A 24,325-nucleotide genomic window follows, 5' to 3' on the forward strand; every position below is an offset into this window, starting at 1 on the left:
GGCAGAACCGGCCCCCAAGGAGGATGACCATGGCAGCGCCGTCGTCGGTGACCGAGCGCGAGCGCAAGTACGAGATCGTCGCGGGCAGCGGAGTGCCCCGGCTCGTCGGCGTCGCGGGCGTCGAAACCCAGGACGACCCGGTCGAGCAGATCCTCGACGCGTCCTACTACGACACCGGGACCTTCCGGCTCGCCCGCGGCGGCATCACGCTCCGGCGGCGCGTCGGCGGGCACGACGCCGGCTGGCACCTCAAGCTGCCCGTCTCCGCCGACGAGCGGCAGGAGATCCAGCTGCCGCTGGGCGGCGAACCGAACAAGGTCCCGAAACAGCTGCGGCGGCTCGTGCGCGCGTACACGCTGGGGGAGAAGCTGGTGCCGATCGCGCACCTGCGCACCGACCGGTTCGCCCACCGCCTGGCCGACGGCGCCGGCCGGACGGTCGCGACCCTCACCGACGACCACGTGACCGGCGAGGCGGGCGGCGAGACCGCGCGGCTCGACGAGTGGCGCGAGCTGGAGCTGGAGCTCGACCCCGGGACCGAACCCGCGCTGCTCGACGAACTCGACCGGGCGCTCGGCGAAGCCGGTGCCTCGGCCTCGCCGTGGCCCTCGAAGCTGCGGCGCCTGATCGGCGACCGCGTCCCGGCGCCCCCGCGCGAGCGCAAGAAGCCGACGGCGGGTGAGGTCGTGCTGGCCGCGTTGCGCGAGCACTACGCCCGGTTGCGCCGGGCGGACGTCGGGGTGCGGCTGGACGTCGAGGACTCCGTGCACCAGATGCGCGTCGCGACGCGCAAGCTCCGCAGCGCGCTCCGCACCTTCGGGTCCATTGTGGACAAGGACGCGACCGCGCCGCTCGCCGCCGAGCTGAAGTGGCTCGGCCGGGAGCTCGCGCCGGCGCGGGACGCGGAGGTCAGTGAGGAACGGCTGCACGAGCAGCTCGACGGTCTCCCGGCGGAGCTCGTGTTCGGGCCGCTGCGCCAGTACCTGACGCGGTACTTCGCCCGCGAGGCCGAAGAAGGGCGTACTCGCGCGATGGCGGCGCTGACCGGCAAGCGGTACCGGGACCTGCTGCGGGCCCTGGACACCGTGGTCGAGGAGCCGCCGCTGACCGCGAAGGCGCGCAAGCCCGCGAAGGACGCCCTGCGCAAGCCGGTGCGCAAGGCCGCCAAGAAGCTGCGTCGCGCCGAGGCGGCCGCGAAGGGCCTGGAAGGCGAAGAGCGCGAGACGGCCTTGCACGAGGTCCGCAAGAAGGCGAAGCGGGCACGCTACGCGGCCGACACGGTGCGGCCGGTGTACGGCGAGAAGCTGCGCGAGTGGCGCAAGAACGTCAGGGCCGTCCAGCGCACGCTGGGCGAGCACCAGGACACCGTGGTCGGCCGGGACGTCCTGCACCACCTCGCCATCGCCGGACACGGCGAAGGCCAGAACACGTTCACGTTCGGGATGCTGTACGCGCAGGACGCCCACACGGCGGAGAAGCTGCGGGAGACGTTCGCGGGCCAGTGGCGGCGGCTCGGGAAGGGCCGCCGGCCCGGCTGGCTCCGCTGAGTCCGGCGAAGGCTGGGACCGGCCGGTCCTAGCCTTCGCCGGTGAGCTTTCCGCGGAGCTGCTCCAGCGTCTGCGAAAGCAGCCGGGAGACGTGCATCTGGGAAATGCCGACGCGGTCGGCGATCTGGGTCTGGGTGAGCCCGCCGAAGAACCGCATGACCAGGATCGCGCGCTCGCGCGCCGGCAGCTCCTTCAACAGCGGCTGGAGGGCTTCGTGGTTCTCGACCATGGCCATCTCGTGGTCGGGTTCCCCCATGGTGTCCGCCAGCGACAGCGCCTCGGCGTCGTCGTGCACCGGCTTGTCGACCGACAGCGCCTGGTAGGCGTTGCCGGCCAGCAGCCCTTCGCGGACCTCGTCGACGTCCAGCTGCAGGTGCTGGGCCAGCTCGGTCGGCGTCGGGGCGCGGCCCAGGCGCTGGGACAGCACCGCCGAACCCTGGCTCAAGGACAGGTGCAGCTCCTTGAGCCGCCGCGGGACCCGCACCGACCAGCCGGTGTCCCGGAAGTGGCGCCGGACCTCGCCCATGATCGTCGGCACGGCGAAGGACAGGAAGTCGTGGCCGCGCGTCGGGTCGAACCGGTCGACGGCGTTGATCAGGCCGATGCGCGCCACCTGGACCAGGTCTTCCCGGGGTTCACCCCGGCCGGAGAACCGCGTCGCGATGTGCTCGGCGAGCGGGAGCAGCTCGGTCACGAGCCGGCCCCGGACGACCTCCCGCCGCGGGTCGTCGGGTTCCAGCGTCCCCAGCTCGTCGAACAGCGGTTCGCAGTGGGCGTATTCGTCCGGGCGGTGGAGGAGGGTCTTGCGCTCGCCGCTCACTCGCTCGTTCCCGGGTTCAGCACCAGTTCGATGGTGACGATGCCCGCGCCTCCACCCGGCAAGACGTCGCAGTGCGCGGTCACGGAGCGGCTGAGCGTGGTGAGGACGTGCCAGCCGAACGTGCGGTCGCTCGGCGGACGCGGGTCCGTGGAGCGGGTCGAGACGATGACGTGCAGGCCGTCGGCGGCGTGCCGGAACCGGCAGTGCAGCTGGGTGCCGAGCTCGGCCAGCTGCACGAGCTGCGCGCAGGCCTCGTCGACGGCCATCTTGGCGTCGGCGATGGCGTCCAGGCCGAAGTCCGCGCGCGACACGATGCCGTGCGTGAGCATCCGGACCAGGGGGATCTGCTCCGCCATGGCGGGCAGCCGCAGCTCCACCGGTTCGTCGAGCAGCTCGTCCAGCGACGGTTTACCGCCGTGCGAGCCCTCGCTTCGTATTTCTTCCATGCGGGGGGTACTACCCATCTGGGCGAACGCTGACACTTCGTGATCAGGGGTTTCCGGCTTCGTCACCGACCCAGCGCCCGTTCGAGTTCCTTCTTGGTCATCGAGGAGCGGCCTTCGATGTTCCGCTTCTTCGCCTCGTTGTAGAGCTGGTCCTTGGTCGGCCCGCCCGGGCCCTTCCGGTTGCCGGACCGCTCGCCGCCGCGCTGCTGCGGGGACTTGTCCTGGATCGACGTCCTGCTGGCCTGCCGGGACTCGCCCGAGCGCGCGCGGTTCTTGTTCACCGTCCGGGCCGCGATCTCCTCGGCGCGTCCGGTGCTCGCGCCGCGGTCCTCGGCCGACTCCTTGATGTGCTCGTACTGGCGTTCGCGCTTGCCGCTCCAGGACTGGGGCATGACCGGCTCCTTCCTCGTCGGGGACGGGGTACCCGATCGATCACCCGGTAAACGTCACTGCCGGGCGGCCGGCCACGGGATCCGCCCGCCGGCGAGGACGGCCTCGACCTGGCGTTCGGTGAGCCGGTGCGTCACCCGGTACGCCTCGTCCCGGGTCGTGTTGCGGACGGTGAGCTCCCCGCCGGGGAGGGCGTCGCGCAGGCCGTCGAGGACGAGCGTGTCGCCCGCGGAGATCCGGTCCCGGTCGCCCGCCACGAGGTGGTCGTCGATCAGCTTGCGCGCCAGGGGCCGGGGTTCGCCCATGGCGGTCGGTTACCCACGCCCTGAGCGGGTATGCGGAACGCGACGAGAGGAGGCGCCGATGCGCATCGGCTACACCCTGATGACCGAGCAGGCGGGGCCGAACGAGCTGGTCCGGTTCGCCGCCGGGGCGGAGCAGGCCGGGTTCGACTTCGAAGTGATGAGCGACCACTACTCGCCGTGGCTGGCCGAACAGGGGCACGCGCCGTACGCCTGGAGCGTACTGGGCGCGGTCACGCAGGCCACCGAGCGCGCGGAGCTGATGACGTACGTGACCTGCCCGATCATGCGCTACCACCCGGCGGTGGTCGCGCAGAAGGCGGCGACCGTCCAGGCCCTTTCGGGCGGCCGGTTCACCCTCGGCCTCGGCGCGGGCGAGAACCTCAACGAGCACGTCGTCGGCCGCGGCTGGCCGCCGGCGAACGTCCGGCACGACATGCTCGCCGAGGCCCTGCAGATCATCGGCGGCCTGTTCGACGGCGGCTACTTCGACTACGAAGGCAAGCACTTCCGCGTCGATTCGGCGAAGCTGTGGGACCTGCCGGAGAAGCGGACGCCGATCGGGGTCGCGGTGTCCGGTTCGCAGTCGGTCAAGCGGTTCGCGCCGGTGGCCGACGCGATGATCGCCGTCGAGCCGAAGATGGCCCTGTCCCAGGAGTGGGACGCCACCCGGCTCGGGCCGCCGACCCGCAAGATCGCGCAGCTGCCGGTCTCCTGGGGCCACGACCGCGACGCCGCCGTGAAGCGCGCGCACGAGCAGTTCCGCTGGTTCGCCGGCGGCTGGAAGGTCAACGCGGAGCTGCCGGGTCCGTCCGGTTTCGCGGGCGCCACCCAGTTCGTCCGCGAAGACGACGTCGCCGGCTCGATCCCGTGCGGCCCGGACGTCGAGCCGATCGTCGAGGGCGTGCGCGAGTTCGCGAAGGCGGGCTTCACCGACGTCGCCCTGGTCCAGATCGGCGGCGACCAGCAGGACGGTTTCCTCGACTTCGCCGAAAAGGAGCTGCTCCCGGCGTTGCGCGAGTAGATCCACCCGTTCGGGGGAGCACGGGACGTGGTCGTCAGGAGTAGGACGCGCAGTACGGCAAGTCCGGCGACGGGAGTGGCGGATGACCGACGTGAAGCCGACCCTGCGGGCCGTCCCGCTGGCGGTGGCGCGGCGCGGGCCGAAGGGCGGGACGCTGCTCGCGCTGCTGCGCACCACCGACCCGAAGCAGATCGGGATCCTGTACCTGGTGACGTCGTTCGCCTTCTTCATGGCGGGCGGCGCGATGGCGCTGCTGATGCGCGGCGAGCTGGCCCGGCCGGGGCTGCAGTTCCTGTCGCCGGAGCAGTACAACCAGCTGTTCACCATGCACGGCACGATCATGCTGCTGCTCTACGCGACGCCGAACCTGTTCGCGTTCGCCAACTACATCCTGCCGCTGCAGATCGGCGCGCCGGACGTCGCGTTCCCCCGGCTCAACGCGTTCGCCTACTGGCTCTACCTGTTCGGCGGGCTGGTCGTGATCAGCTCGTTCCTCACCCCGGGCGGCGCCCCGGACTTCGGGTGGACGGCCTACACGCCGCTGTCCAACGCCATCCACTCGCCGGGCGTCGGCGGCGACCTGTGGATCATGGGCCTGATCGTGTCCGGGCTCGGCACCATCCTCGGCGGCGTCAACATGGTGACCACGATCGTGTGCCTGCGCGCGCCCGGGATGACGATGTGGCGGATGCCGATCTTCACCTGGAACATCCTGTTCACCGCCGTCCTGATCCTGCTGGCCTTCCCGATCCTGACGGCCGCCCTGTTCGGGCTGGAGGCCGACCGGCGGCTCGGCGCGCACGTGTTCGACCCCGAAAACGGCGGGGCGATCATGTTCCAGCACCTGTTCTGGTTCTTCGGCCACCCCGAGGTCTACATCGTGGCGCTGCCGTACTTCGGGATCGTCACCGAGATCGTGCCGGTGTTCAGCCGCAAACCCCTCTACGGGTACCGGCTGATGGTGTTCGCCACTGTGGGGATCACCGGGCTGTCGGCGGTCGTCTGGGCGCACCACATGTTCGCCACCGGCGCGGTGCTGCTGCCGTTCTTCTCGATCATGACGTTCCTGATCGCGGTGCCGACCGGGATCAAGTTCTTCAACTGGATCGGCACGATGTGGAAGGGGCAGCTGACCTTCGAGACGCCGATGCTGTGGTCGGTCGGCTTCATGGTGACGTTCCTGTTCGGCGGCCTCACCGGCGTCATCCTGGCGTCGCCGCCGCTGGACTTCCACGTCACCGACTCCTACTTCGTCGTGGCGCACTTCCACTACGTGCTGTTCGGCACGATCGTCTTCGCCACGTTCGCCGGGATCTACTTCTGGTTCCCGAAGATGACCGGCCGGATGCTCGACGAGGGCCTCGGCAAGTGGCACTTCTGGACGACGTTCATCGGCTTCCACACGACCTTCCTCGTCCAGCACTGGCTGGGCGCGGAGGGCATGCCGCGGCGCTACGCGGACTACCTGACCAGCGACGGCTTCACGACGCTGAACACGATCTCGACGATCGGCGCGTTCCTCTTGGGCGCCTCGACGCTGCCGTTCGTCTGGAACGTGGTGAAGAGCTACCGCTACGGGGAGCAGGTGCTGGTCGACGACCCGTGGGGCTACGGCAACTCCCTCGAATGGGCGACGACGTGCCCGCCGCCGCGCCACAACTTCCTGGACCTGCCCCGGATCCGCTCCGAACGGCCGGCGTTCGAGCTGCACCACCCGGAGATGGTGGCGCGGCTCGCGCAAGAGCGGCACATCCGGTCGAAGCGGGCCGCCGCCCGGCACGCGGCGTCACACTGACGGCACCGCGGTGGCCGGTTCCGCGCTCGTGGCGGCGATCGTGAGCCGCCGATCGGCCCCGGTCACGCGCAGGGCACGCCGGACGAACGGGTTCGGCCCGGCCACCACCAGCAGTTCCGTGTGCCGCTGCTCGGCTTCCAGCGCCACGTGCAGCAGGGTCCGCACCCCCGCCACGCCGAGGAAGTCCACTTCGGACAGATCGAGGACCAGCCGCGCCGGCGCCGCCCACAGGCGGTCCGAGACCAGGGCGGCGAGGTCGCCCGCCGTCGCCGTGTCGAGGTCGCCGCGGGCCGTGACGAGCACCGCGTGCGAGGGCCACGTCGTGCGCAGCCGCAGGGAGGGGTTTCGTGGTCGGGGGACCTTCATGCCGGTTCGCCGCCGTCCTTCGCCGCGCGGGCCCGGTGGCACCGCGCTCGGGGTGTTCGAGGCCGGCTGCTGGGCTGAACCGTCACTCGAGCCTAACCACGTCCGCACGGCCCGCAACCGACGTTGCTCCGAACGGGCGCAGGGGCGCGCCGGGGCGGTGACCGCTTGTGCCCGCGCCCACCGGGATGCAGTAATCTCGCGCCGGACCCGTTAAAGCGCTAGCGGCCCACTAGTGGCGCGCGCCCGGGTCCTCCCTGGTCTAGAGCGCCCTGACCGAAAGATGAGGGGCGTCACCAGGATGACGGGCGGCCATGAGCAGCTCACCGCGCGGCTGGACGAAGTGACGGTCGCGATGGAGTCGCTGACCGCGATGCTGGACACCGAGCTCGACCTCGGCCAGATGCTGCAGGCGGTGTGCGATCACGTGGTACAGGTGGTGCCGGGCGCCGACATGGCGAGCATCACGCTGGTGCGCGACGGCGAGCCGGAGACGGTGGCCAGCACCGACCAGCGGGCGGTGAACTTCGACCGCGAGCAGTACCGGATCGGCGACGGCCCGTGCCTGCGCGCCGCGGAAACCGGGCAGCCGGTCCGCGTCGGCGTCGGCGCGGTGGGGGACGTGTGGCCGCAGTTCGTGTCCTCGGCGGAGCAACTGGGCGTGGCCAGTTTCCTGGCCGCGCCGCTGACCGTGGACGGCGACATGTCCGGCGCCGTCAACCTGTTCGGCTTCGGCGAGCACGGCTTCAGCGAACTGGGCACGAAGATCCTCGAGCTGTACACGGCGACGGTCGTGTTCGGGCTCCGCAGCGCGCGCCGGTACTTCGCCGCCCGCGAGCTGATCGACCAGCTGAACCGGGCGCTCGAGACGCGGGCCGTGATCGACCAGGCCAAGGGCATCCTGATGGCCGCCCACCGCATCACGGCCGAGGAGGCGTTCCAGCGCCTGGTGAAGCGTTCCCAGGACGGCAACCGGAAGCTCCACGAGGTGGCGGCGGAGTTCGTGGCCGCGGTCGCGACGACCACGGCCTGAACGGGGTCAGCTGGTCGGCACCTCGTCGGGCGGGGCGTCGGCCTCGGGCAGCGGGTCGGGCCGGTGCCGGCTGCGCTGGCACGTCGTGCAGACCAGCGTCCGGCCGAGCACGGTCCCGTCGTCGGCGACGACCTGGGCCACGTGCATGGTCGGGAAGCCGCAGACTTCGCAGGGCAGCGATCCGTCGTCGCGGCTGATGCGGATCTGGGTGCCCATCCGGCCTCCTGGTGTGACGTGGGTCTCACCTACCTTGCCGGTTCCGGCGCTGGAACCGGCCGAATTCACTCGTTCGGCCTAGCGTCGGGTGTCTCCGGGAACCCGATCGGTGCCTCTTGTGTTTCGAGGGGTGAGAAGGGGTAATCCGACGGCGAAGGGATCACCGGGGGATTGCCGGAGGGGAGCGAACATGCGAGACAAGCGGAACGACCTGCGGCCGGTGGCGGACCTCCTCCTCGAGGGCGGGGACACCGCCGAGCAGGAGACGACCCGGCACAAGGCGGCGCTCGCCGTCGCGTCGCGGGCGAAGGACCCGGAGGACTGCGCGCAGCTGCTCGAGATGCTGGGCCTGCACCGGCCCGGCGGCCGCAGCAGCGAAGTCGCCTGACCCGCCCACGAAGCCCGTCGAGACCGCGGTCCCGGCGGGCTTCACCCTTGCCCACGGCGTTTCGCCGGATCTTCGGCCGGGTATCGCTGGCGGTGAGGAGGTCGACATGGCCAGACCGGTGTGGAGCGGGGCGCTGAGCCTGGGGCTGGTCACCGTGCCGGTGGAGCTGTACCCGGCGGTGGCGGACCACACGATCCACTTCCACCAGTTCGAGCGCGGGACGTCGGACCGGATCCGCAACCGCCGCGTCAACGAGCGGACCGGCGACGAGGTGGGCCAGGACGAGATCGTCAAGGGCTACGACGTCGGCGGCGGCGACCACGTGCTCGTCGAACCCGACGAGCTGGACGAGATCGCGCCCGAGCGGTCGCGGCGGATCGACATCGAGCAGTTCGTCGAACTGGACGAGATCGACCCGTGGTTCTTCGACCGCACGTACTGGCTCAAACCCGCGAAGGAGGACTTCGCCAAGGCGTACGGCCTGCTGCTGCGGGCGATGGACCGCAGCGAGAAGGCCGGCATCGCGAAGTTCGTGCTGCGTGGCAAGGAATACCTCTCGGCGATCCGCGCCGGCGAAGACGTCATGGTGCTCAACACCCTGCACTTCGTCGCGGACCTGCGGAAGCCGGCGGACGTCATGGGCGGCCTGCCGAGCTTGCCCAAGCCGCGGCCGAAGGAGCTCGACATGGCCCTTTCCCTCGTCGAGGAGATGACCGCGCCGTGGAAGCCCGAGGACTACCGCGACGAGTACTCCGAGCGCGTCGAGGAGCTGATCAAGGCCAAGGAGCAGGGCAAGGAGATCGCCCACGAGGAGCAGCCCGAACCCGAGGCGGACGTCGTCGACCTGTTCGAGGCATTGTCCCGAAGCGTGAAGAAGCACAAAGGCGGCCGGAAGAAGCAGCCCGACCTCTCGGAACTGACCAAGTCCGATCTGGACAAGCTCGCCCGCGAGCAGGGCGTGAAGGGCCGGTCGAAGATGACGCGCGCCGAGCTGGAGAAGGCGCTCAAGGCGTCCTGAAGGGAGCTCGAGTGACCGGTCCCGGCTGGCGCGAACCGACGTTGGCCACGCTCACCGATCGCCGGTTCTCCGACGAGGACTGGATCTACGAGCGCAAGCTGGACGGCGTCCGCGCCATCTGCGTGCGCGACGGCGGTACGCCGACGCTGTATTCGCGCAACCACAAGGTGATGGACAACGCCTACCCGGAGCTCGTCGAAGCCCTCGCCGCCCAAGGCGGCCCGCGGTTCGTGGCGGACGGGGAGATCGTGGCGTTCGACGGCGGCACCACCAGCTTCGCCGCGCTGCAGCCGCGGATCCACGTGAGCGACCCCGACCGCGCCCGGGCGACCGGGGTGCGCGTCTACTACTACCTGTTCGACCTGTTGTACCACGACGACCGCGACACGAGCGCATTGCCTCTGCGGCAGCGGAAAGCGTTACTACGCGACGCGTTCGAGTTCGCCGACCCGCTCCGGCTGTCGGCGCACCGGAACGAAGAGGGCGAGAAGTTCTACGCCGAGGCCTGCCGGCGCGGCTGGGAAGGCGTCATCGCGAAGCGGGCGGACGCGCCGTACCACCACGGACGGTCACCCGACTGGCTGAAGTTCAAGTGCGCGCAGGGACAGGAGTTCGTCATCGGCGGGTTCACCGACCCGCAGGGCTCGCGGCACGGCTTCGGCGCGCTGCTCCTGGGTTACCACGAGAACGGCGGGCTGAAGTACGCCGGCAAGGTCGGGACCGGGTTCGACGAACGGCTGCTGGCCTCCCTGCACGCCCGGCTGACCGAACTCGAGACCGCGCGCTCGCCGTTCGCCGGCGCGGTCCGGGAACCGGGGGCGCACTGGGTCCGGCCGGAGCTGGTCGCGCAGGTCGGCTTTTCGGAATGGACGCGCGACGGGCGGCTGCGGCACCCGCGGTTCGCCGGGGTGCGCGAGGACAAGAAGGCGGCGGACGTCGTGCGGGAGCGAACGTGAAGGTTTCCCATGCGGACAAGGTGTTCTACCCCGGCGAAGGGATCACGAAAGGGGACGTCGCCGAGTACTACCGGGCGGTCGCCGACGTCATGCTGCCGCACCTGCGCGACCGACCGCTGACGATGCGCCGGTTCCCCGACGGCATCGAGGGGCAGGGCTGGTTCCAGAAGCACCCGGGGGAGCACTTCCCGGACTCGATCCGCGTCGAACGCGTCCCGGTGCGCGGGGGCGGCACGGACGACTACGTGGTCTGCGACGACGCCGAGACGCTCGAATACCTGGTCGGCCAGGGAACGCTGGAGTTCCACGTCTGGCTGTCCACCGTGGACGCGCCCGAGCGGCCGGACCGGCTGGTGCTGGACCTCGACCCGCCGGACGGCACGCCGGTCGCCGACCTGCGGTCGGTCGCGCGGAAGATCCGCGACCGGTACGAGGAGGCCGGGCTGACGCCGTACGTCCAGGCGACCGGCGGCCGCGGCTTCCACGTGGTGGCCCCCCTGGACGCGAAGTCGGACACCGAGGTGGTGCTGGAGCTGTCCCGCGCGCTGGCGGACGCGGTCGCGGCCGGCGACCCGGACCGCCTGACGACGGCCCAGCGCAAGGACAAGCGCGGGGACCGGATCTTCCTGGACGCCAACCGCAACGGCTACGCGCAGACGTTCGTCGCGCCGTACTCGCTGCGCGCCCGCCCCGGCGCGGCGGCCGCGACCCCGCTGGACTGGCGCGAGCTGGGCAAGGCCGACCCGGCCGGGTGGAACCTGGCCAAGGAGAAGCAGCGCCTGGCCCGCAAGGTGGACCCGTGGCGGGACATGGCCGCGCACGCGGCCTCGGCGGAGGCCGCGTTGAAGCAGCTCACCTGAGCAGGGTGCGCGCGGCCTCGAGGTCGTCGACGAACGCCGCGTAGGCCTCGTCGCGGTCCGGTGAGCGCAGGATCGAAGCCGGGTGCACCGTCGCGATCGCCGACGGAACCAGCTCGGCCACGTCGTCCGGCACGGCGACCGGCTCGCCGCGGTGGGCCGTCAGCTTGAACTTCGTGCCCAGCACCGACTGGGCGGCCGTCGCGCCCAGCAGCACCACCAGGCCGGGCCGCACCGCGCGCAGCTCCGCCAGCAGCCACGGCCGGCAGGCGACGACCTCGGTGCGGCCCGGCTTCTGGTGGATGCGCCGCTTCCCGCGTTCGTCGCGCTTGAACTTGAAGTGCTTGACCGCGTTGGTGACGTACAGCGTCTCGCGGTCGAAACCGGCTTCCCCGAAGGCGCGGTCCAGGAGCTTCCCGGCGGGCCCGACGAACGGCTCGCCCGCGAGGTCCTCCTTGTCGCCGGGCTGCTCACCCACGACCAGGACCTTCGCCCGGCCCGGACCCGAGCCGAACACGGTCTGCGTGGCGTCGTGGTGGAGGGGGCACGCGCGGCAGCCGGACGCCGCCGACCGCAGCCGGTCGAGGTCGGTGGTGTCCGGTGGCTCGGCTTCGCGGGAATCCGGCATGAGCCGGGAGATTCCCCTCCCGTGCACCGGGTAAACGCGGCGTGCTGGGTACCCGTCGACCATGACACGCAGCCGAGGGAAGATCGAGGTCGCGACCCGCGTCGCGCTGGACAACGCCGATGACCTGGCCGAGCACTACACGCCAGGGGTCGCCGAGCAGGCCAAGCGGGTTGCCGGCGACCCGTCGGTGCTCGCGCGGGAGACCGTCAAGGGCAACTCCGTCGCCATCGTGTCCGACGGGTCCGCCCTGCTCGGGCTCGGCGACCAGGGGCCGGCCGCGGCGCTGCCCGTGATGGAAGGCAAAGCCGCGCTGCTGAAGCGGTTCGCGGACGTCGACGCGTGGCCGGTCTGCCCGGTCAGCCGCGAGCCCGACGACCTGGTCCGGACCGTGAAGGACCTGGCGACGTCGTTCGGCGCGATCAACCTCGAGGACATCGCCGCGCCGCGGTGCTTCACCGTCGAACGGCGGCTGCACGACGAGCTCGACATCCCGGTGTTCCACGACGACCAGCACGGCACGGCGGTCGTCGTGCTCGGTGCGCTGAACAACGCCCTGAAGCTGACCGGCCGCGAGCCGGACCGGACGTCGGTCGTCATCGCCGGGGCCGGTGCGGCGGGCAGCGCGATCGCGCGGCTGCTGGTGCGGGCCGGCTACCAGGCCGGCGGGATCGTCGTCTGCGACAGCGAAGGGGTGTTGCACCAGAACCGGGACCTCATGGGGGAGAAGCGCTGGCTGGCCGAGAACACGAACGCCGGCGGGGTCACCGGTAGCGTTCAGGACGCGGTGCGCGACGCGGACGTGTTCATCGGCGTCAGCACCGGTGGGCTGCTCAAGGCGGACGACGTCGCCGCGATGGCCGGGCGCGCGATCGTGTTCGCGCTGGCCAACCCGGATCCGGAGGTCGGCCCGGACGCGGCGCGCGAGCACGCGGAGGTCGTCGCCACCGGCCGCAGCGACTTCCCCAACCAGATCAACAACGTGCTGGCGTTCCCCGGCATGTTCCGGGGCCTGCTCGACTCGGGGGCGCCGCGGGTCACGGGCGAAATGCTGCTGGCGGCGGCGCGTGCCCTGGCGGACGTGGTGGGCGACGACCTGGACGCGGGCCACATCGTGCCGAGCGTGTTCGACGAGGCGCTGGTGCCGGCGATGGCGGACGCGGTCGCCGGCGCGGCGAAGGCCGCGGGTTAGTCCACAGTGGACCGCCGGGTCAGCGCGAGCCGGCGGTCGTCCCGTCCTGGGCGGACTTGCGGACCGATTCGGCCCGGGCGATGTGCCACGCCACCAGCGCGCCCGCCGCGACCGTGCCCCACAGCACGAGCCCGGCTTCGCGGGCGAAGAGGCCGACGACGAGCATCACGCCCGCGGTGATGTCGCACAGCACCAGCAGAAACTGCCATCGCCGGGCTTCGCTCAGGCTGCGGCCGCTGAGCGCGGCGGCGAACGCGGGGTCGCTGGCCTCCAGCTCCGCTTCGATTTCGCGCAGCGCGTGGCGTTCTCGCTCGGGCAGCATGACGGCCTCCTCGCCTCGGCTACCGGCTGGGTACCCCCTCCACGCCCGTTCGAAGCAGCACTTTCGACGGAAAATCAGTGGTTGTCGCGGGGGATGCCCTTGGACTTCGCGATCCGCTGGTACGCCACGGCCGGGCGCAGCACCATGCCGTCGCAGAGCTGGTCGACCATCGACCGCTGGATCTCCTGCCACGGCGTCTGGGACTCCGGCACCGGGTACCCACCCGACTCTGCCAGCTCCTTGTGCCGCAGCGCGAGTTCTTCGCCGGGGATGAGCACGTTCGCGGTGCCGGCGGCCAGGTCGATGCGCACGCGGTCGCCGGTCCGCAGCACCGCGAGCCCGCCGCCGGCCGCGGCTTCGGGGGAGGCGTTGAGGATCGACGGCGAACCGGACGTACCGGACTGACGGCCGTCGCCGAGGCACGGCAGCTCGTGGATGCCGCGCTTGATCAGCTCCGCCGGTGGCCGCATGTTGACGACCTCCGCCGAGCCCGGGTAGCCGAGCGGGCCGGTGCCGCGCATGACGAGCAGCGAGTGTTCGTCGACGCCGAGGTCCGGGTCGTCGATGCGGGCGTGGTAGTCCTCCGGCCCGTCGAACACGACGGCGGTGCCTTCGAAGACCCCGCCGGCCAGGTAGCGCCGCAGGAACTCCGGCGAGATCACGCTGGACTTCATGATGGCCGCGTCGAAGAGGTTGCCCTTGAGCACGAGGAACCCGGCGTCTTCGGTGAGCGCGGTGCCGAAGGTGCGGATGACGTCCCGGTCGCCGGCCTCGGCGTCGCGGCAGTTCTCGCCGATCGTCCGGCCGTTGACCGTCCGGGCGTCCTCGTGGACCAGGTCGTGGCGCATCAGCTCGTGCACGACGGCCGGGACGCCGCCCGCGCGGTGGAACTCCTCACCGAGGTACTTGCCCGCCGGCTGCAGATCGACCAGCAGCGGGACGGCGTACCCGAGCCGCTGCCAGTCTTCGAGGGGCAGGTCGACGCCGACGTGCCGGGCGATCGCGCCGATGTGGATGGGCGCGTTGGTCGAGCCGCCGATCGCCGAGCTCACCACGATGGCGTTCTCGAACGCCGCCCGCGTCAGGATGTCCGACGGCTTCAGGTCTTCGCGCACCATTTCGACGATCCGCAGCCCGGTGCGGTAGGCCATCCGCGCCCGGTCGCGGTGCGGCGCCGGGATGGCCGCGCAGCCGGGCAGGCTCATGCCGAGCGCTTCGGCGAGCGCGTTCATGGTCGAGGCGGTGCCCATGGTGTTGCAGTGCCCGGGCGACGGCGCGGACGACGCGACGAGCTCCATGAACCCGGCGTCGTCGATCTCCCCGGCGGCGAGCAGCTCCCGTGCCTTCCAGACGATGGTGCCGGAGCCGGTGCGCTCGCCGTTGTGCCAGCCGTTGAGCATCGGCCCGCCCGACAGCACGATCGCCGGGAGGTCCACGGTCGCGGCGGCCATCAGGCACGCCGGGGTGGTCTTGTCGCAGCCCGTGGTCAGGACGACGCCGTCGATCGGGTAGCCGTAGAGCGTCTCGACCAGGCCGAGGTAGGCGAGGTTCCGGTCGAGGGCCGCGGTCGGGCGCTTGCCGGTCTCCTGGATGGGGTGCACCGGGAACTCGATGGCGATCCCGCCGGCCTCGCGGATGCCCTCCCGCGTGCGGTCGGCGAGCCGCAGGTGGTGCCGGTTGCAGGGGGAGAGGTCCGAGCCGGTCTGCGCGATGCCGATGACCGGCTTGCCGGACTGCAGCTCTTCCCTGGTCAGACCCCAGTTCATGTACCGCTCGAGGTAGAGCGCGGTCATCCCGGGGTCGGCGGGGTTGTTGAACCAAGCTTCGCTGCGCAGTCCCATACCGGCCAGTCTGTCAACGCGGCCGGACGAATGCACGCCCTGGCCGGTCGCGGGTGTTCAGGGCGGGTGGGACCGCCCTGGACACCCACGACCGGGCCTGGTCAGCCGAGGCCGTTCTGCCCGATCACCCGGGAGTACCAGTGGGCGCTGCGCTTCGGCGTCCGGCGTTGCGTCGCGTAGTCGACGTGGACCAGGCCGAACCGCTTCGCGTACCCCTCGGCCCACTCGAAGTTGTCCAGCAGGGACCAGTAGAAGTACCCGCGCAGGTCGACCCCGGCCGCGAGCGCGTCGTGCGCCGCCCGCAGGTGGGAGTCGAGGAACGCCACCCGGTCGGTGTCGACGATGTCGCCGTCTTCGCCCACCACGTCCGGGTACGCCGCGCCGTTCTCGGTGATGTACAGCGGCACCTGCCGGTACCCGCGGTGGACCTGCAGCAGCGACTCCGTGAGCCCGGCCGGCTGGACCTCCCAGCCGGAGTCGGTCCGCGGCGCCGCCGGGTCCGGGACGAAGTGGACGTCGCCCGCGCCGACCCACTCCGGGCCGGCCGGCTCGCTGCCCGGCACCGGCCGGCCCGCGACGCGGTAGTCGCGGTAGTAGTTCACCCCCAGCCAGTCGACGTGCGCCGCGATGATCGCCGCGTCCTCCTCGCGGACGACGTCGCCGAGGCCGAACGGCGCGAGGTCGGCGACCAGGTCGTCCGGGTAGCCGCCGCGCAGCACCGGGTCGAGGAACAGCCGGTTCTGCAGGCCGTCGATGCGCCGGGCCGCCGCGACGTCGGCGACGTTCGCCGGGTCGTGCGGGGCGACCGGGTACAGGTTCAGCGTGATGCCCGCCGGGACGCCCGGCGCGTGCCGCCGGATGATGTCCATCGCCAGCCCGTGCCCGAGCAGCAGGTGGTGCGTGGCGGCGACGGCGGCCGGGTGGTCGGTGCGGCCGGGCGCGTGGATGCCGCCCGCGTAGCCGAGCATCGCCGCGCACCACGGCTCGTTGAGCGTCGACCAGCTGGCGACGCGGTCGCCGAGGCGCGCCAGCACCGTCTCGGTGTACTCGGCGAACCGGTAGGCCGTCTCGCGCGAAGTCCACCCGCCCTGGTCCTCCAGCACCTGCGGCAGGTCCCAGTGGTAGAGCGTCGCCCACGGCTGGATCCCGGCTTCGAGCAGCGAGTCGACCAGCCGGTCGTAGAACGCGAGCCCGGCGGCGTTCGGCGCGCCGCCGTCCGGCCGGACGCGCGGCCAGGCCAGGGAGAACCGGTAGGCGCCGAGGCCGAGGCTGCGCATCAGGGCGACGTCCTCGGCGTACCGGCGGTAGTGGTCGGCCGCCGGGTCGCCGGTGTCGCCGCCCACGACCGCACCCGGACGGCGTGCGAAGACGTCCCAGACCGAGTCGGTGCGACCGTCGGCCGTGGTGGCCCCTTCCACCTGGAACGCCGCGGTGGCGGCGCCCCAGACGAATCCGGGCGGGAACTCGCAGGCTGTCTCCGCCCGAACGCTGTCGGGATGTACGGACATGTTCACCCTTTCACGGCACCTTGCATGATCCCGGCCACGATCTGGCGGCCGAGGAGGACGAAGACGATGAGGATGGGGATGGTGGCCAGGGTCGTGCCGGCCAGCACCAGCGAATAGTCGACGTAGTAGCCGCTCTGGAGCTTCTCCAGCGCGACCTGGACGGTCGGGTTGCCCGCGTCCAGGACCACCAGCGGCCACAGGAAGTCGTTCCAGGACATCATGAACGTGAACATCGCGAGGATCGCCGCGGCCGGGCGCACGGCGGGCAGGCAGACGTTCCAGAAGATCCGGATCATGCTGCAGCCGTCGACGCGCGCGGCCTCGATCAGCTCGTACGGCAGGGCGTCCACTGTGTACTGGCGCATCCAGAAGACGCCGAACGCGGTGACCAGGTTCGGCACGATCACCGACTGCAGGCCGCCCGCCCAGCCGAGCTTCGACATGGCGATGAACAGCGGGATGATGCCCAGCTGCGTGGGGACCGCGAGGGTCACCACGATGAACACGAACAGCCCGTTGCGGCCCTTGAACCGCAGCTTGGCGAAGGCGAACCCGGCCAGCGACGAGAACAGCACCGTGGTCAGCGTGACGGTGCCGGACACGATGACGCTGTTGGCGAGGGCCTTCCAGAACGGCACGGTGTCGAACACCCGCGCGGCGTTGGCGAAGAAGTTGCCGCCGGGCAGGAACGGGGGAATGCGCTCGGTGAGCATCCCGCTGTCGCGGCTGGCCACCAGGAACGACCAGTAGAACGGGAACAGCGAGCCGAGGACGAAGATCGCCAGCACGATGTAGGTCGCCTTGCGCGGCTTGCCGAGCGTGGCGACTCTCTTGCGCAGGCCACTCTGGAGGGTCGTCATTTCTTCTTCACCGCCGGGGTGCGGGCCAGCCGGCCGGTGAGGAAGAAGTTCACCAGCGCGATGAGCACGATGATCACGAACAGCACCCAGGCGATCGCCGAGGCGTAGCCGAGGTTGTAGTTCTCGAACGCCGACTGGTAGAGGTACAGCGTCACGGTCTGGAACTGGTTGCTGGAACCGCCGTTGTTCGACCCCGGCAGGGCGTCGAACAGCTTGGGCTCGGTGAAGATCTGCAGGCCGCCGATCGTCGAGGTGATGGTGACGAAGATCAGCGTGGGCTTCAGCAGCGGCAGCGTGACGTTGAAGAAGCGGCGCCAGGTGCCCGCGCCGTCGATCAGCGCCGCCTCGTGCAGCTCCTTCGGGATGGCCTGCATGGCCGCCAGCACGATCAGGGCGTTGTAGCCGGTCCAGCGCCAGTTCACCATGATCGCGATCGCGACGTGGCTGCCGAACCGGCTGGCCTGCCAGTCGACCGGGTCGAGCCCGAGGGTCTGCAGCACGCCGTTGATGAGTCCGTACTTGGGGCCGAACAGGTTCGCGAAGATGATGCCGATCGCGACGAGGCTCGCCGCGTACGGCAGCAGGATGCCGACGCGCCAGCCGGTCGCGCCGCGCAGCCGGGCCCCGAGCAGGGCCGCCAGCAGCACCGCGATGATGATCTGCGGGATGCTGGAGAGCAGGAAGATGCTGATCGTGTTGGTCAGCGCGTTCCAGAACTGGCCGTCCCCGAACAGCTCCTTGTAGTTGTCGAGGCCGATGAAGTCCGGGTCGTCGTCCCCGGCCTTCCACTTGAACAGCGAGACGTACGCGGTGTAGAGCAACGGGAACAGCCCGACGATCCCGAAGACGATGAAGAACGGCGCGACGTAGAGGTACGGCGATACCTTGACGTCCCACCGGCTCAGCTTGTGCCGGAAGGTGGGCCGGGGAGACGTTCGCTCCCCGGCCTTGCTCCCTTCCGGCGCGACTTTGTCGATGACCGTCATCAGCTCAGCGCGTGATCTTCTTCGCCGCGTCGACCAGTTGCTGCCAGCCGTCCGCCGCCGACTTGCCCTGTTCGACCGCCTGCAGGGCCGGGCTGGACGCGTTCTCCTGGATCTGGCCGTCACCGGGGCCCTTGTACTGCGGCTTCTGGACCTTCTTGGCCTGCTCGGCGAACAGCTCGCCGACCTTCGCCCCGCCGAAGTAGGCGTCGGTCTGGCTCAGCAACGTGGGGTCGGACAGCGCCTTGACCTGGCTGGGGAACGTGCCCTTGGCCTGGAAGGCCTTGATCTGCTGCTCCGGAGCGGTCAGCCACGCGGCCAGCTCGGCGGCTTCCTTCGGGTGCTTCGACTGCGTCGGCACGGTCAGGTACGACCCGCCCCAGTTGCCGCCGCCGCCCGGGAAGGCCGCGGTGACCGCCCACTTGCCCGCGTTCTCCGGGCCGGCCTGCTCCTTGATCACGCCGAGCATCCACGCGGGGCACACCTTCGTCGCGAACGCGCCCTGCTTGAAGCCGGTGTTCCACTCGTTGCTGAACGCGGTCAGCTTGGCCGACTCGCCCTTGGCGACGGCGTCGGTGACCTTGGTCCAGGCGTCCTTGATGCCCTGGTTGCTCTCGACGGCGAGCTTGTCGTCCGTGCCGATGTAGCCCTGGGGGAGCTGGTTGACCATGGCGTTGAAGTTCTGCGCGGCCGAGTCGAACCAGGCCTTCTTGGTCTTGGCGGAGTAGTCGGCCCCGGCCTGGAAGTAGCTGTCCCAGGTGGCGAACAGCGGCTTGACGGCCTCGGGGTCGGTCGGCAGGCCCGCGGCCTGGAACATGTCCTTGCGGTAGCACATCGCGAGCGGCCCGATGTCCGTGCCGTAGCCGATGACCTTGCCGTCCTTGGTCTTGGCGGCGTCGTACTTCCAGCCGAGCCAGCGGTCGGGGGAGGCGTCGGCGGGGCCGACCTTGCTCAGGTCGTTGAACTTCGAGCCCTTGTCGAGGACGTCGGAGAGGTGGCCCTCCTCGACCGCGGCGACGTCGGCGAGGCCGGAGCCGGCGGCGAGCTTGGTGATGAGGTCCTGGTGGTAGGGGCCGCCCTGACCGGTCTTGCGGTGGGTGATCTTGATGTTCGGGTGCAGTCGCTCGTACTCCGGGATGAGTGCCTCGTAGCCGAACTCGGTGAACGTCGACAGCGTCAGGTCGACGTGCTCGTTCGGGCCCGCCGCGGCCGGGGTGTCGTCACCGCCTCCGCCGCAGGCTGTGGCGCCGAGCGCCGTCATCGTGATGCCCAGTGCGAGGACCAGGCCGTTCCGGATCGTTCTCACGTGTCCAACCACCTTGTTGACGGGAATGAGCGCTCTCACTGCTGGGAGCCCGACTGGGAGCGCTCCCAGGTGTCGCAGAGTCTGGTGGGGGCCTTCACCGGTGTCAAGAGGTCGTGACCGGAGTGTTTCCTCCGAGGAGCGCTCCCGGACATCGCCCTGGGTGACGGTTAAGCTGTGGTCGTCCGGGTGGTCGTGGTGATTGAGGGCGGTAGGCGTGGGGCCTCGAGCAGGGGATGAAGAACGGCCGACGCTGGAGGACGTCGCGGCGTTCGCCGGCGTGTCGCGGTCGACGGCGTCACGCGCGTTGAACGACGACGCGTACGTCAGTGCGACGGCGCGCGAGAAGGTCCTGGCCGCGGCCCGTGACCTGGGCTACTCCCCGAACCAGGCGGCCCGGTCGCTGGTCACCCGCCGGACCGGCGCGGTCGCCGTGGTGCTCTCGGAACCCGAGTCCCGGCTGCTCGACGACCCGTACCGCGCCGCCGTCATGCGCGCGGGCTACCGCGAGCTGGCCGACGTGGGCCGGCAGATGGTGCTGATCTTCAGCGACATCCGCGAGGACCTGAGCCGGACCGTCCGGTTCCTGGAGGGCGGGCACGTCGACGGCGCGCTGGTGTTCGCGCCGCACCGCGCCGACCCGCTGCCCAAGGCGCTGCGGCTGCTGCGCATCCCCGTGGTGTTCGGCGGCCAGGCGGCCGGCATCCGCCGGGGCGTCCACGTCGTCGACTTCGACAACGAAGGCGGCGCGCGGCTGGCCGTCGAGCACCTGGTCGCGTCCGGGCGGCGCCGGATCGCCACGATCGCCGGGCCGCAGGACCAGAGCGCCCCGATCGACCGGCTCGCCGGCTGGCGCAAGACCCTGCTCGACGCCGGGCTCGACCCCGCTGACCTGGTCGAAGAGGCCGACTTCACGCTGTCCGGCGGGGCTTCGGCGATGACGGCCCTGCTGGACCGCCGTCCCGACCTGGACGCGGTGTTCGTCGCGAGCGACATGATGGCGGTGGGCGCGTTCCGCGTGCTGGGCGCGGCCGGCCGCCGCATCCCGGACGACGTCGCGGTGGTCGGCTTCGACGACAACGCCACCCTCGCCCCGGCGATGGACCCGCCCCTGACGTCGGTCCACCAGGACCCCCGCGAGCAGGTCCACGCCATGGTCGAAACCCTCATCCAGCTGCTGGACGACCAGAGCCTGAAGCCGCGGCAGCAGATACTGCCGGTCTCCCTGGCGGTCCGCGCCTCCAGCTGACCGTGTCGGCCGGACGCCGGACTTCCGTGCGGGAAGGGTCGACACGATCGGCGGTGCGGGTGGGCTTGATCCGGAATGCACGCCTTCGGCGCTAAACGGCGTTTCCGGAGTGCGGAGCGTGCACGAGGGGCTGGGCCGTTCGGGTGGTGGGCAGACGAATGGCGGGGGCTGTTCAGGAGCGTTCAGTGAGCTGGGCGGGGCCGGAAGTGTAGGGGTGACGTCCGCGGGCGCGGTGTCCTTCTGACTCGATTCTTTACAGCCACGTTTCCGGCTGGCTACCGTCTGCGCCTGGAAGCGCTCCCAGATCGCTGGCTCCCTACGGACAAAGGAGTTCCGCAGCCATGCGTTCCTCTCCCCGATGGCGCCGTGCGCGCCGAACGCGCTGGTTACGCGGCCGCGCCCTGGCACTGGGCACGGCCGTGGTCGCGGCCGCCGCCGCGCTGGTCGCCCCGCCGCCGGCGCTCGGCGCCGACATCGCCTGCTCCGTCACCTACACCACCAACGACTGGGACACCGGGTTCACCGCCAACGTCTCGCTGCGCAACGACGGCGCGCCGTTCGACAGCTGGAAGGTCGGCTGGACCTTCCTCGACGGCCAGAAGGTCCAGCAGGGCTGGAGCGCCACCTTCGCCCAGTCCGGCGCCGCGGTCACCGCGACGAACATGTCCTACAACGGCCACCTCGACACCGGCGCCAGCACGAGCTTCGGCTTCAACGGCTCCAAGGGCGCCGCCAACCGCCCGCCTGCCGACTTCTCCGTCAACGGCACCGCCTGCACCGGCGCCAACAAGGCCCCGACCGTCAGCCTGACCGCACCGACGTCGAGCGGCACCTACTACGCCCCGGCCACCATCCCGCTCGCCGCGACGGCCGCCGACGCCGACGGCACGGTGAGCAAGGTCGAGTTCTACGCCGGCGACACGCTGCTGGCCACGGACACCACCGCGCCGTTCGAGGGCAGCTGGGCCAACGTCCCGGCCGGGACGTACTCGATCACGGCCAAGGCGTACGACAACAAGAACGCCTCGACGACGTCGAGCCCGGCCAGCGTGAAGGTCCTTTCCGGACCGACGATCGTCGCGTCCCCGGCGACCGCGCAGGTCAAGCAGGGCGGGACGACGACGTTCGCCGTCAGCCTGGCCGGCGCGCCCTCGAGTTCGGTCACCGTCGGCGTGGCGAGGACGGCGGGCAGCACCGACCTGACCGCGAGCCCGACGAGCCTCACCTTCACCCCGGCGAACTGGAGCACGCCGCAGAACGTCACCGTGAAGAGCGCCGACAACGGCGGCGACCTCGGCAGCGCCACCTTCACCGCGAGCAGCAGCGGCTACACCGCGGCCACGGTGACGGTCAACGAGATCTCGTCGTCCACATCGGACTACCAGCTCGCGTTCCTGACCCAGTACAACAAGATCAAGGACCCGAACAACGGCTACTTCCGCAAGTTCGGGTCCATCCTGGTGCCCTACCACTCGATCGAGACGCTCATCGTCGAGGCGCCGGACCACGGCCACGAGACGACGTCGGAGGCGTTCAGCTACTACCTCTGGCTGGAAGCGTCCTACGGCCGGGTCACCGGGGACTGGACGCCGTTCAACCAGGCGTGGACGTCGATCGAGACGTACGCGATCCCGTCGACCGCCGACCAGCCCACCAACAGCGGCTACAACGCGAGCAAGCCGGCCACCTACGCGGCGGAGTACCCGAGCCCGAAGTCGTACCCGTCGCAGCTGCAGAGCGGCGTGTCCGTCGGGGCCGACCCGATCGCGGCCGAGCTCAAGGCGGCCTACGGCTCGGCGGACGTCTACGGCATGCACTGGCTGCTCGACGTGGACAACATCTACAAGTTCGGCCACTGCGAGGACGGCACGAACACCGCGCCCGCGTTCATCAACACCTTCCAGCGCGGCTCGCAGGAGTCGGTCTGGGAGACGGTCACCCAGCCCAGCTGCGACACCATGAAGTTCGGCGGCAAGAACGGCTACCTCGACCTGTTCACCGGCGACTCGTCGTACGCGAAGCAGTGGAAGTACACCGACGCGCCCGACGCGGACGCCCGCGCCGTGCAGGTGGCCTTCCAGGCCGAGAAGTGGGCCGGGGCGCAGGGCAAGGGCGCCGACGTCGCCGCCGTCGTCAAGAAGGCGTCGAAGATGGGCGACTACCTCCGGTACTCGCTGTTCGACAAGTACTTCAAGAAGATCGGCAACTGCGTCGGCGCGTCGAGCTGCGCCGCCGGGTCCGGAAAGGACAGTGAGCACTACCTGATTTCCTGGTACTACGCCTGGGGCGGCTCGCTCGACACGGGCAGCGCGTGGGCGTGGCGCATCGGTGACGGGGCGGCCCACCAGGGCTACCAGAACCCCCTCGCCGCGTACGCGCTGTCGACGGACCCGGGCCTGAAGGTCACCTCGGCGACCGGCGCGCAGGACTGGGCGACCAGCCTCGGCCGCCAGATGGAGTTCCTGCAGTGGCTGCAGTCGTCCGAAGGCGGCCTCGCCGGCGGCGCGACGAACAGCTGGGAAGGCCAGTACGGCACCCCGCCGTCCGGCACGCCGACCTTCTACGGCATGTTCTACGACCAGCAGCCGGTCTGGCACGACCCGCCGAGCAACCAGTGGTTCGGCTTCCAGACCTGGGGCATGGAACGCATCGCCGAGTACTACCAGGCGACCGGCGACGCCCGCGCCAAGAAGATCCTCGACAAGTGGGTCCCGTGGGCGATCGCGAACACCACGGTCGGCTCGGGCGGCTCGTTCCAGATCCCGTCCGACCTGACCTGGAGCGGCGCGCCGGACACCTGGAACGCCACCAGTCCGGGCTCGAACGCCGGCCTGCACGTCACGGTGAAGAACTTCAGCCAGGACGTCGGGGTCGCGGCTTCACTGGCCAAGACGCTGCTCTACTACGCGTCGGGGTCGAGCAACGCCCAGGCCAAGACGGTCGGGGAGCAGCTGCTCACGGCGTTGTCGGCCAACACCGACAGCAAGGGCATCGCGGTGCCGGAGACGCGGACGGACTACAACCGGTTCGACGACACCTACAACGCCACCACCGATCAGGGCCTCTACGTGCCCACCGGCTGGACCGGCACGATGCCGAACGGCGACGCGATCAACTCGAACTCGACGTTCCTGTCGATCCGGTCGTTCTACAAGAACGACCCGCAGTGGCCGAAGGTCCAGTCCTACCTGGACGGTGGCGCCGCGCCGACGTTCACCTACCACCGGTTCTGGGCCCAGTCGGAGATCGCCACGGCGTTCGCCGCCCACGTCGCCCTGTTCGGCTGA

At 70.7% G+C, this 24,325-nt stretch carries 24 protein-coding genes; 11 read left to right on the plus strand and 13 right to left on the minus strand.

Features of this window, described 5'->3' with window-relative positions:
- Positions 1-29: 29 nt before the first annotated feature.
- Positions 30-1,547 (plus strand): CYTH and CHAD domain-containing protein, encoded by a 1,518-nt coding sequence (locus ACYVLJ_RS46000; RefSeq protein ID WP_460443452.1) that lies wholly within the window; start codon positions 30-32, stop codon positions 1,545-1,547.
- A gap of 28 nt (positions 1,548-1,575) precedes the next feature.
- On the opposite strand, the gene ACYVLJ_RS46005 is transcribed toward ACYVLJ_RS46000, so the two are convergent.
- The 4 genes from ACYVLJ_RS46005 to ACYVLJ_RS46020 all read right to left on the minus strand — a co-directional run bounded on the left by ACYVLJ_RS46005 (position 1,576) and on the right by ACYVLJ_RS46020 (position 3,508).
- Positions 1,576-2,367, minus strand: coding sequence for a SigB/SigF/SigG family RNA polymerase sigma factor (locus tag ACYVLJ_RS46005; protein WP_460443453.1), 792 nt, complete (start codon positions 2,365-2,367; stop codon positions 1,576-1,578).
- Positions 2,364-2,813 (minus strand): ATP-binding protein, encoded by a 450-nt coding sequence (locus ACYVLJ_RS46010; RefSeq protein ID WP_451988434.1) that lies wholly within the window; start codon positions 2,811-2,813, stop codon positions 2,364-2,366. Before ACYVLJ_RS46010 ends, ACYVLJ_RS46005 begins: the two co-directional genes overlap by 4 nt.
- Before the next feature lie 62 nt (positions 2,814-2,875).
- Positions 2,876-3,205: a plasmid stabilization protein gene (locus tag ACYVLJ_RS46015; protein WP_451988433.1), complete on the minus strand. Its 330-nt coding sequence runs from the start codon at positions 3,203-3,205 to the stop codon at positions 2,876-2,878.
- Between the two features lie 54 nt (positions 3,206-3,259).
- Positions 3,260-3,508, minus strand: a complete 249-nt coding sequence (locus ACYVLJ_RS46020; protein ID WP_460443454.1) for a hypothetical protein — start codon at positions 3,506-3,508, stop codon at positions 3,260-3,262.
- A gap of 58 nt (positions 3,509-3,566) precedes the next feature.
- On the opposite strand from ACYVLJ_RS46020, the gene ACYVLJ_RS46025 reads away from it, so the two are divergent.
- Entirely contained in the window at positions 3,567-4,529 is a 963-nt protein-coding gene (locus tag ACYVLJ_RS46025; RefSeq protein WP_460443455.1) for an LLM class oxidoreductase, read from the plus strand.
- Positions 4,530-4,611: 82 nt separating this feature from the next.
- Complete coding sequence (ctaD, locus tag ACYVLJ_RS46030; protein WP_460443456.1) at positions 4,612-6,324, plus strand: cytochrome c oxidase subunit I; 1,713 nt, start codon at positions 4,612-4,614, stop codon at positions 6,322-6,324.
- Here the strand turns inward: ctaD and ACYVLJ_RS46035 are convergent.
- The gene (locus tag ACYVLJ_RS46035) at positions 6,316-6,690 is read right to left on the minus strand and encodes an STAS domain-containing protein (RefSeq protein ID WP_460443457.1); all 375 of its coding nucleotides are present in this window, start codon (positions 6,688-6,690) and stop codon (positions 6,316-6,318) included. The genes ctaD and ACYVLJ_RS46035 overlap by 9 nt on opposite strands.
- Before the next feature lie 298 nt (positions 6,691-6,988).
- On the opposite strand from ACYVLJ_RS46035, the gene ACYVLJ_RS46040 reads away from it, so the two are divergent.
- The gene (locus tag ACYVLJ_RS46040) at positions 6,989-7,720 is read left to right on the plus strand and encodes an ANTAR domain-containing response regulator (protein ID WP_451988429.1); all 732 of its coding nucleotides are present in this window, start codon (positions 6,989-6,991) and stop codon (positions 7,718-7,720) included.
- A 6-nt stretch (positions 7,721-7,726) separates the two neighbouring features.
- Here the strand turns inward: ACYVLJ_RS46040 and ACYVLJ_RS46045 are convergent, their stop codons facing one another.
- Entirely contained in the window at positions 7,727-7,936 is a 210-nt protein-coding gene (locus ACYVLJ_RS46045; protein ID WP_451988428.1) for a hypothetical protein, read from the minus strand.
- A 190-nt stretch (positions 7,937-8,126) separates the two neighbouring features.
- On the opposite strand from ACYVLJ_RS46045, the gene ACYVLJ_RS46050 reads away from it, so the two are divergent.
- The 4 genes from ACYVLJ_RS46050 (at position 8,127) to ligD (ACYVLJ_RS46065) (ending at position 11,158) form a co-directional block, all read left to right on the plus strand.
- Positions 8,127-8,324 carry a hypothetical protein gene (locus tag ACYVLJ_RS46050; RefSeq protein ID WP_451988427.1) on the plus strand — a complete coding sequence of 66 codons (198 nt, stop codon included), beginning with the start codon at positions 8,127-8,129 and terminating at the stop codon, positions 8,322-8,324.
- A gap of 106 nt (positions 8,325-8,430) precedes the next feature.
- Entirely contained in the window at positions 8,431-9,342 is a 912-nt protein-coding gene (gene ku, locus ACYVLJ_RS46055) for a non-homologous end joining protein Ku (protein ID WP_451988426.1), read from the plus strand.
- 11 nt (positions 9,343-9,353) lie between these two features.
- Positions 9,354-10,298, plus strand: coding sequence for an ATP-dependent DNA ligase (gene ligD, locus ACYVLJ_RS46060; RefSeq protein ID WP_460443458.1), 945 nt, complete (start codon positions 9,354-9,356; stop codon positions 10,296-10,298).
- Complete coding sequence (gene ligD, locus ACYVLJ_RS46065) at positions 10,295-11,158, plus strand: non-homologous end-joining DNA ligase (protein WP_460443459.1); 864 nt, start codon at positions 10,295-10,297, stop codon at positions 11,156-11,158. Before ligD (ACYVLJ_RS46060) ends, ligD (ACYVLJ_RS46065) begins: the two co-directional genes overlap by 4 nt.
- On the opposite strand, the gene ACYVLJ_RS46070 is transcribed toward ligD (ACYVLJ_RS46065), so the two are convergent.
- Positions 11,151-11,783, minus strand: coding sequence for a uracil-DNA glycosylase family protein (locus ACYVLJ_RS46070; protein ID WP_460443460.1), 633 nt, complete (start codon positions 11,781-11,783; stop codon positions 11,151-11,153). The two genes, ligD (ACYVLJ_RS46065) and ACYVLJ_RS46070, sit on opposite strands and share 8 nt — an antisense overlap.
- Before the next feature lie 61 nt (positions 11,784-11,844).
- Between ACYVLJ_RS46070 and ACYVLJ_RS46075 the strand changes: the two genes are divergently transcribed.
- On the plus strand, positions 11,845-12,972 hold the full coding sequence (locus ACYVLJ_RS46075) for an NAD(P)-dependent malic enzyme (protein ID WP_460443461.1): 1,128 nt from the start codon (positions 11,845-11,847) through the stop codon (positions 12,970-12,972).
- Between the two features lie 19 nt (positions 12,973-12,991).
- On the opposite strand, the gene ACYVLJ_RS46080 is transcribed toward ACYVLJ_RS46075, so the two are convergent.
- The 6 genes from ACYVLJ_RS46080 to ACYVLJ_RS46105 form a co-directional block, all read right to left on the minus strand.
- Positions 12,992-13,294, minus strand: coding sequence for a DUF3040 domain-containing protein (locus ACYVLJ_RS46080; RefSeq protein WP_451988421.1), 303 nt, complete (start codon positions 13,292-13,294; stop codon positions 12,992-12,994).
- A 74-nt stretch (positions 13,295-13,368) separates the two neighbouring features.
- Complete coding sequence (locus ACYVLJ_RS46085; RefSeq protein ID WP_460443462.1) at positions 13,369-15,135, minus strand: IlvD/Edd family dehydratase; 1,767 nt, start codon at positions 15,133-15,135, stop codon at positions 13,369-13,371.
- A gap of 101 nt (positions 15,136-15,236) precedes the next feature.
- Complete coding sequence (locus ACYVLJ_RS46090) at positions 15,237-16,649, minus strand: GH1 family beta-glucosidase (RefSeq protein WP_451972041.1); 1,413 nt, start codon at positions 16,647-16,649, stop codon at positions 15,237-15,239.
- Positions 16,646-17,503 (minus strand): carbohydrate ABC transporter permease, encoded by an 858-nt coding sequence (locus ACYVLJ_RS46095; RefSeq protein ID WP_460443463.1) that lies wholly within the window; start codon positions 17,501-17,503, stop codon positions 16,646-16,648. Before ACYVLJ_RS46095 ends, ACYVLJ_RS46090 begins: the two co-directional genes overlap by 4 nt.
- Positions 17,500-18,489 carry a carbohydrate ABC transporter permease gene (locus tag ACYVLJ_RS46100; RefSeq protein ID WP_451972047.1) on the minus strand — a complete coding sequence of 330 codons (990 nt, stop codon included), beginning with the start codon at positions 18,487-18,489 and terminating at the stop codon, positions 17,500-17,502. Before ACYVLJ_RS46100 ends, ACYVLJ_RS46095 begins: the two co-directional genes overlap by 4 nt.
- Before the next feature lie 4 nt (positions 18,490-18,493).
- Positions 18,494-19,792 carry an ABC transporter substrate-binding protein gene (locus ACYVLJ_RS46105; RefSeq protein WP_460443464.1) on the minus strand — a complete coding sequence of 433 codons (1,299 nt, stop codon included), beginning with the start codon at positions 19,790-19,792 and terminating at the stop codon, positions 18,494-18,496.
- 250 nt (positions 19,793-20,042) lie between these two features.
- On the opposite strand from ACYVLJ_RS46105, the gene ACYVLJ_RS46110 reads away from it, so the two are divergent.
- Together ACYVLJ_RS46110 and ACYVLJ_RS46115 are read left to right on the plus strand one after the other, a co-directional pair.
- Positions 20,043-21,038 carry a LacI family DNA-binding transcriptional regulator gene (locus tag ACYVLJ_RS46110; RefSeq protein WP_451973286.1) on the plus strand — a complete coding sequence of 332 codons (996 nt, stop codon included), beginning with the start codon at positions 20,043-20,045 and terminating at the stop codon, positions 21,036-21,038.
- A 341-nt stretch (positions 21,039-21,379) separates the two neighbouring features.
- Complete coding sequence (locus tag ACYVLJ_RS46115; RefSeq protein WP_460443465.1) at positions 21,380-24,325, plus strand: glycoside hydrolase family 48 protein; 2,946 nt, start codon at positions 21,380-21,382, stop codon at positions 24,323-24,325.

This window comes from Amycolatopsis stemonae (genome assembly GCF_054781455.1).

Coding starts and splice junctions, on each gene's coding strand:
- ACYVLJ_RS46000 (WP_460443452.1), top strand. CDS start 30: ATGGCAGCGCCGTCGTCGGTGACCGAGCGCGAGCGCAAGTACGAGATC.
- ACYVLJ_RS46045 (WP_451988428.1), bottom strand. CDS start 7,936: ATGGGCACCCAGATCCGCATCAGCCGCGACGACGGATCGCTGCCCTGC.
- ctaD (WP_460443456.1), top strand. CDS start 4,612: ATGACCGACGTGAAGCCGACCCTGCGGGCCGTCCCGCTGGCGGTGGCG.
- ACYVLJ_RS46050 (WP_451988427.1), top strand. CDS start 8,127: ATGCGAGACAAGCGGAACGACCTGCGGCCGGTGGCGGACCTCCTCCTC.
- ACYVLJ_RS46040 (WP_451988429.1), top strand. CDS start 6,989: ATGACGGGCGGCCATGAGCAGCTCACCGCGCGGCTGGACGAAGTGACG.
- ACYVLJ_RS46115 (WP_460443465.1), top strand. CDS start 21,380: ATGCGTTCCTCTCCCCGATGGCGCCGTGCGCGCCGAACGCGCTGGTTA.
- ACYVLJ_RS46010 (WP_451988434.1), bottom strand. CDS start 2,813: ATGGAAGAAATACGAAGCGAGGGCTCGCACGGCGGTAAACCGTCGCTG.
- ACYVLJ_RS46080 (WP_451988421.1), bottom strand. CDS start 13,294: ATGCTGCCCGAGCGAGAACGCCACGCGCTGCGCGAAATCGAAGCGGAG.
- ACYVLJ_RS46100 (WP_451972047.1), bottom strand. CDS start 18,489: ATGACGGTCATCGACAAAGTCGCGCCGGAAGGGAGCAAGGCCGGGGAG.
- ACYVLJ_RS46095 (WP_460443463.1), bottom strand. CDS start 17,503: ATGACGACCCTCCAGAGTGGCCTGCGCAAGAGAGTCGCCACGCTCGGC.
- ACYVLJ_RS46070 (WP_460443460.1), bottom strand. CDS start 11,783: ATGCCGGATTCCCGCGAAGCCGAGCCACCGGACACCACCGACCTCGAC.
- ACYVLJ_RS46035 (WP_460443457.1), bottom strand. CDS start 6,690: ATGAAGGTCCCCCGACCACGAAACCCCTCCCTGCGGCTGCGCACGACG.
- ACYVLJ_RS46015 (WP_451988433.1), bottom strand. CDS start 3,205: ATGCCCCAGTCCTGGAGCGGCAAGCGCGAACGCCAGTACGAGCACATC.
- ACYVLJ_RS46075 (WP_460443461.1), top strand. CDS start 11,845: ATGACACGCAGCCGAGGGAAGATCGAGGTCGCGACCCGCGTCGCGCTG.
- ACYVLJ_RS46020 (WP_460443454.1), bottom strand. CDS start 3,508: ATGGGCGAACCCCGGCCCCTGGCGCGCAAGCTGATCGACGACCACCTC.
- ku (WP_451988426.1), top strand. CDS start 8,431: ATGGCCAGACCGGTGTGGAGCGGGGCGCTGAGCCTGGGGCTGGTCACC.
- ACYVLJ_RS46025 (WP_460443455.1), top strand. CDS start 3,567: ATGCGCATCGGCTACACCCTGATGACCGAGCAGGCGGGGCCGAACGAG.
- ACYVLJ_RS46085 (WP_460443462.1), bottom strand. CDS start 15,135: ATGGGACTGCGCAGCGAAGCTTGGTTCAACAACCCCGCCGACCCCGGG.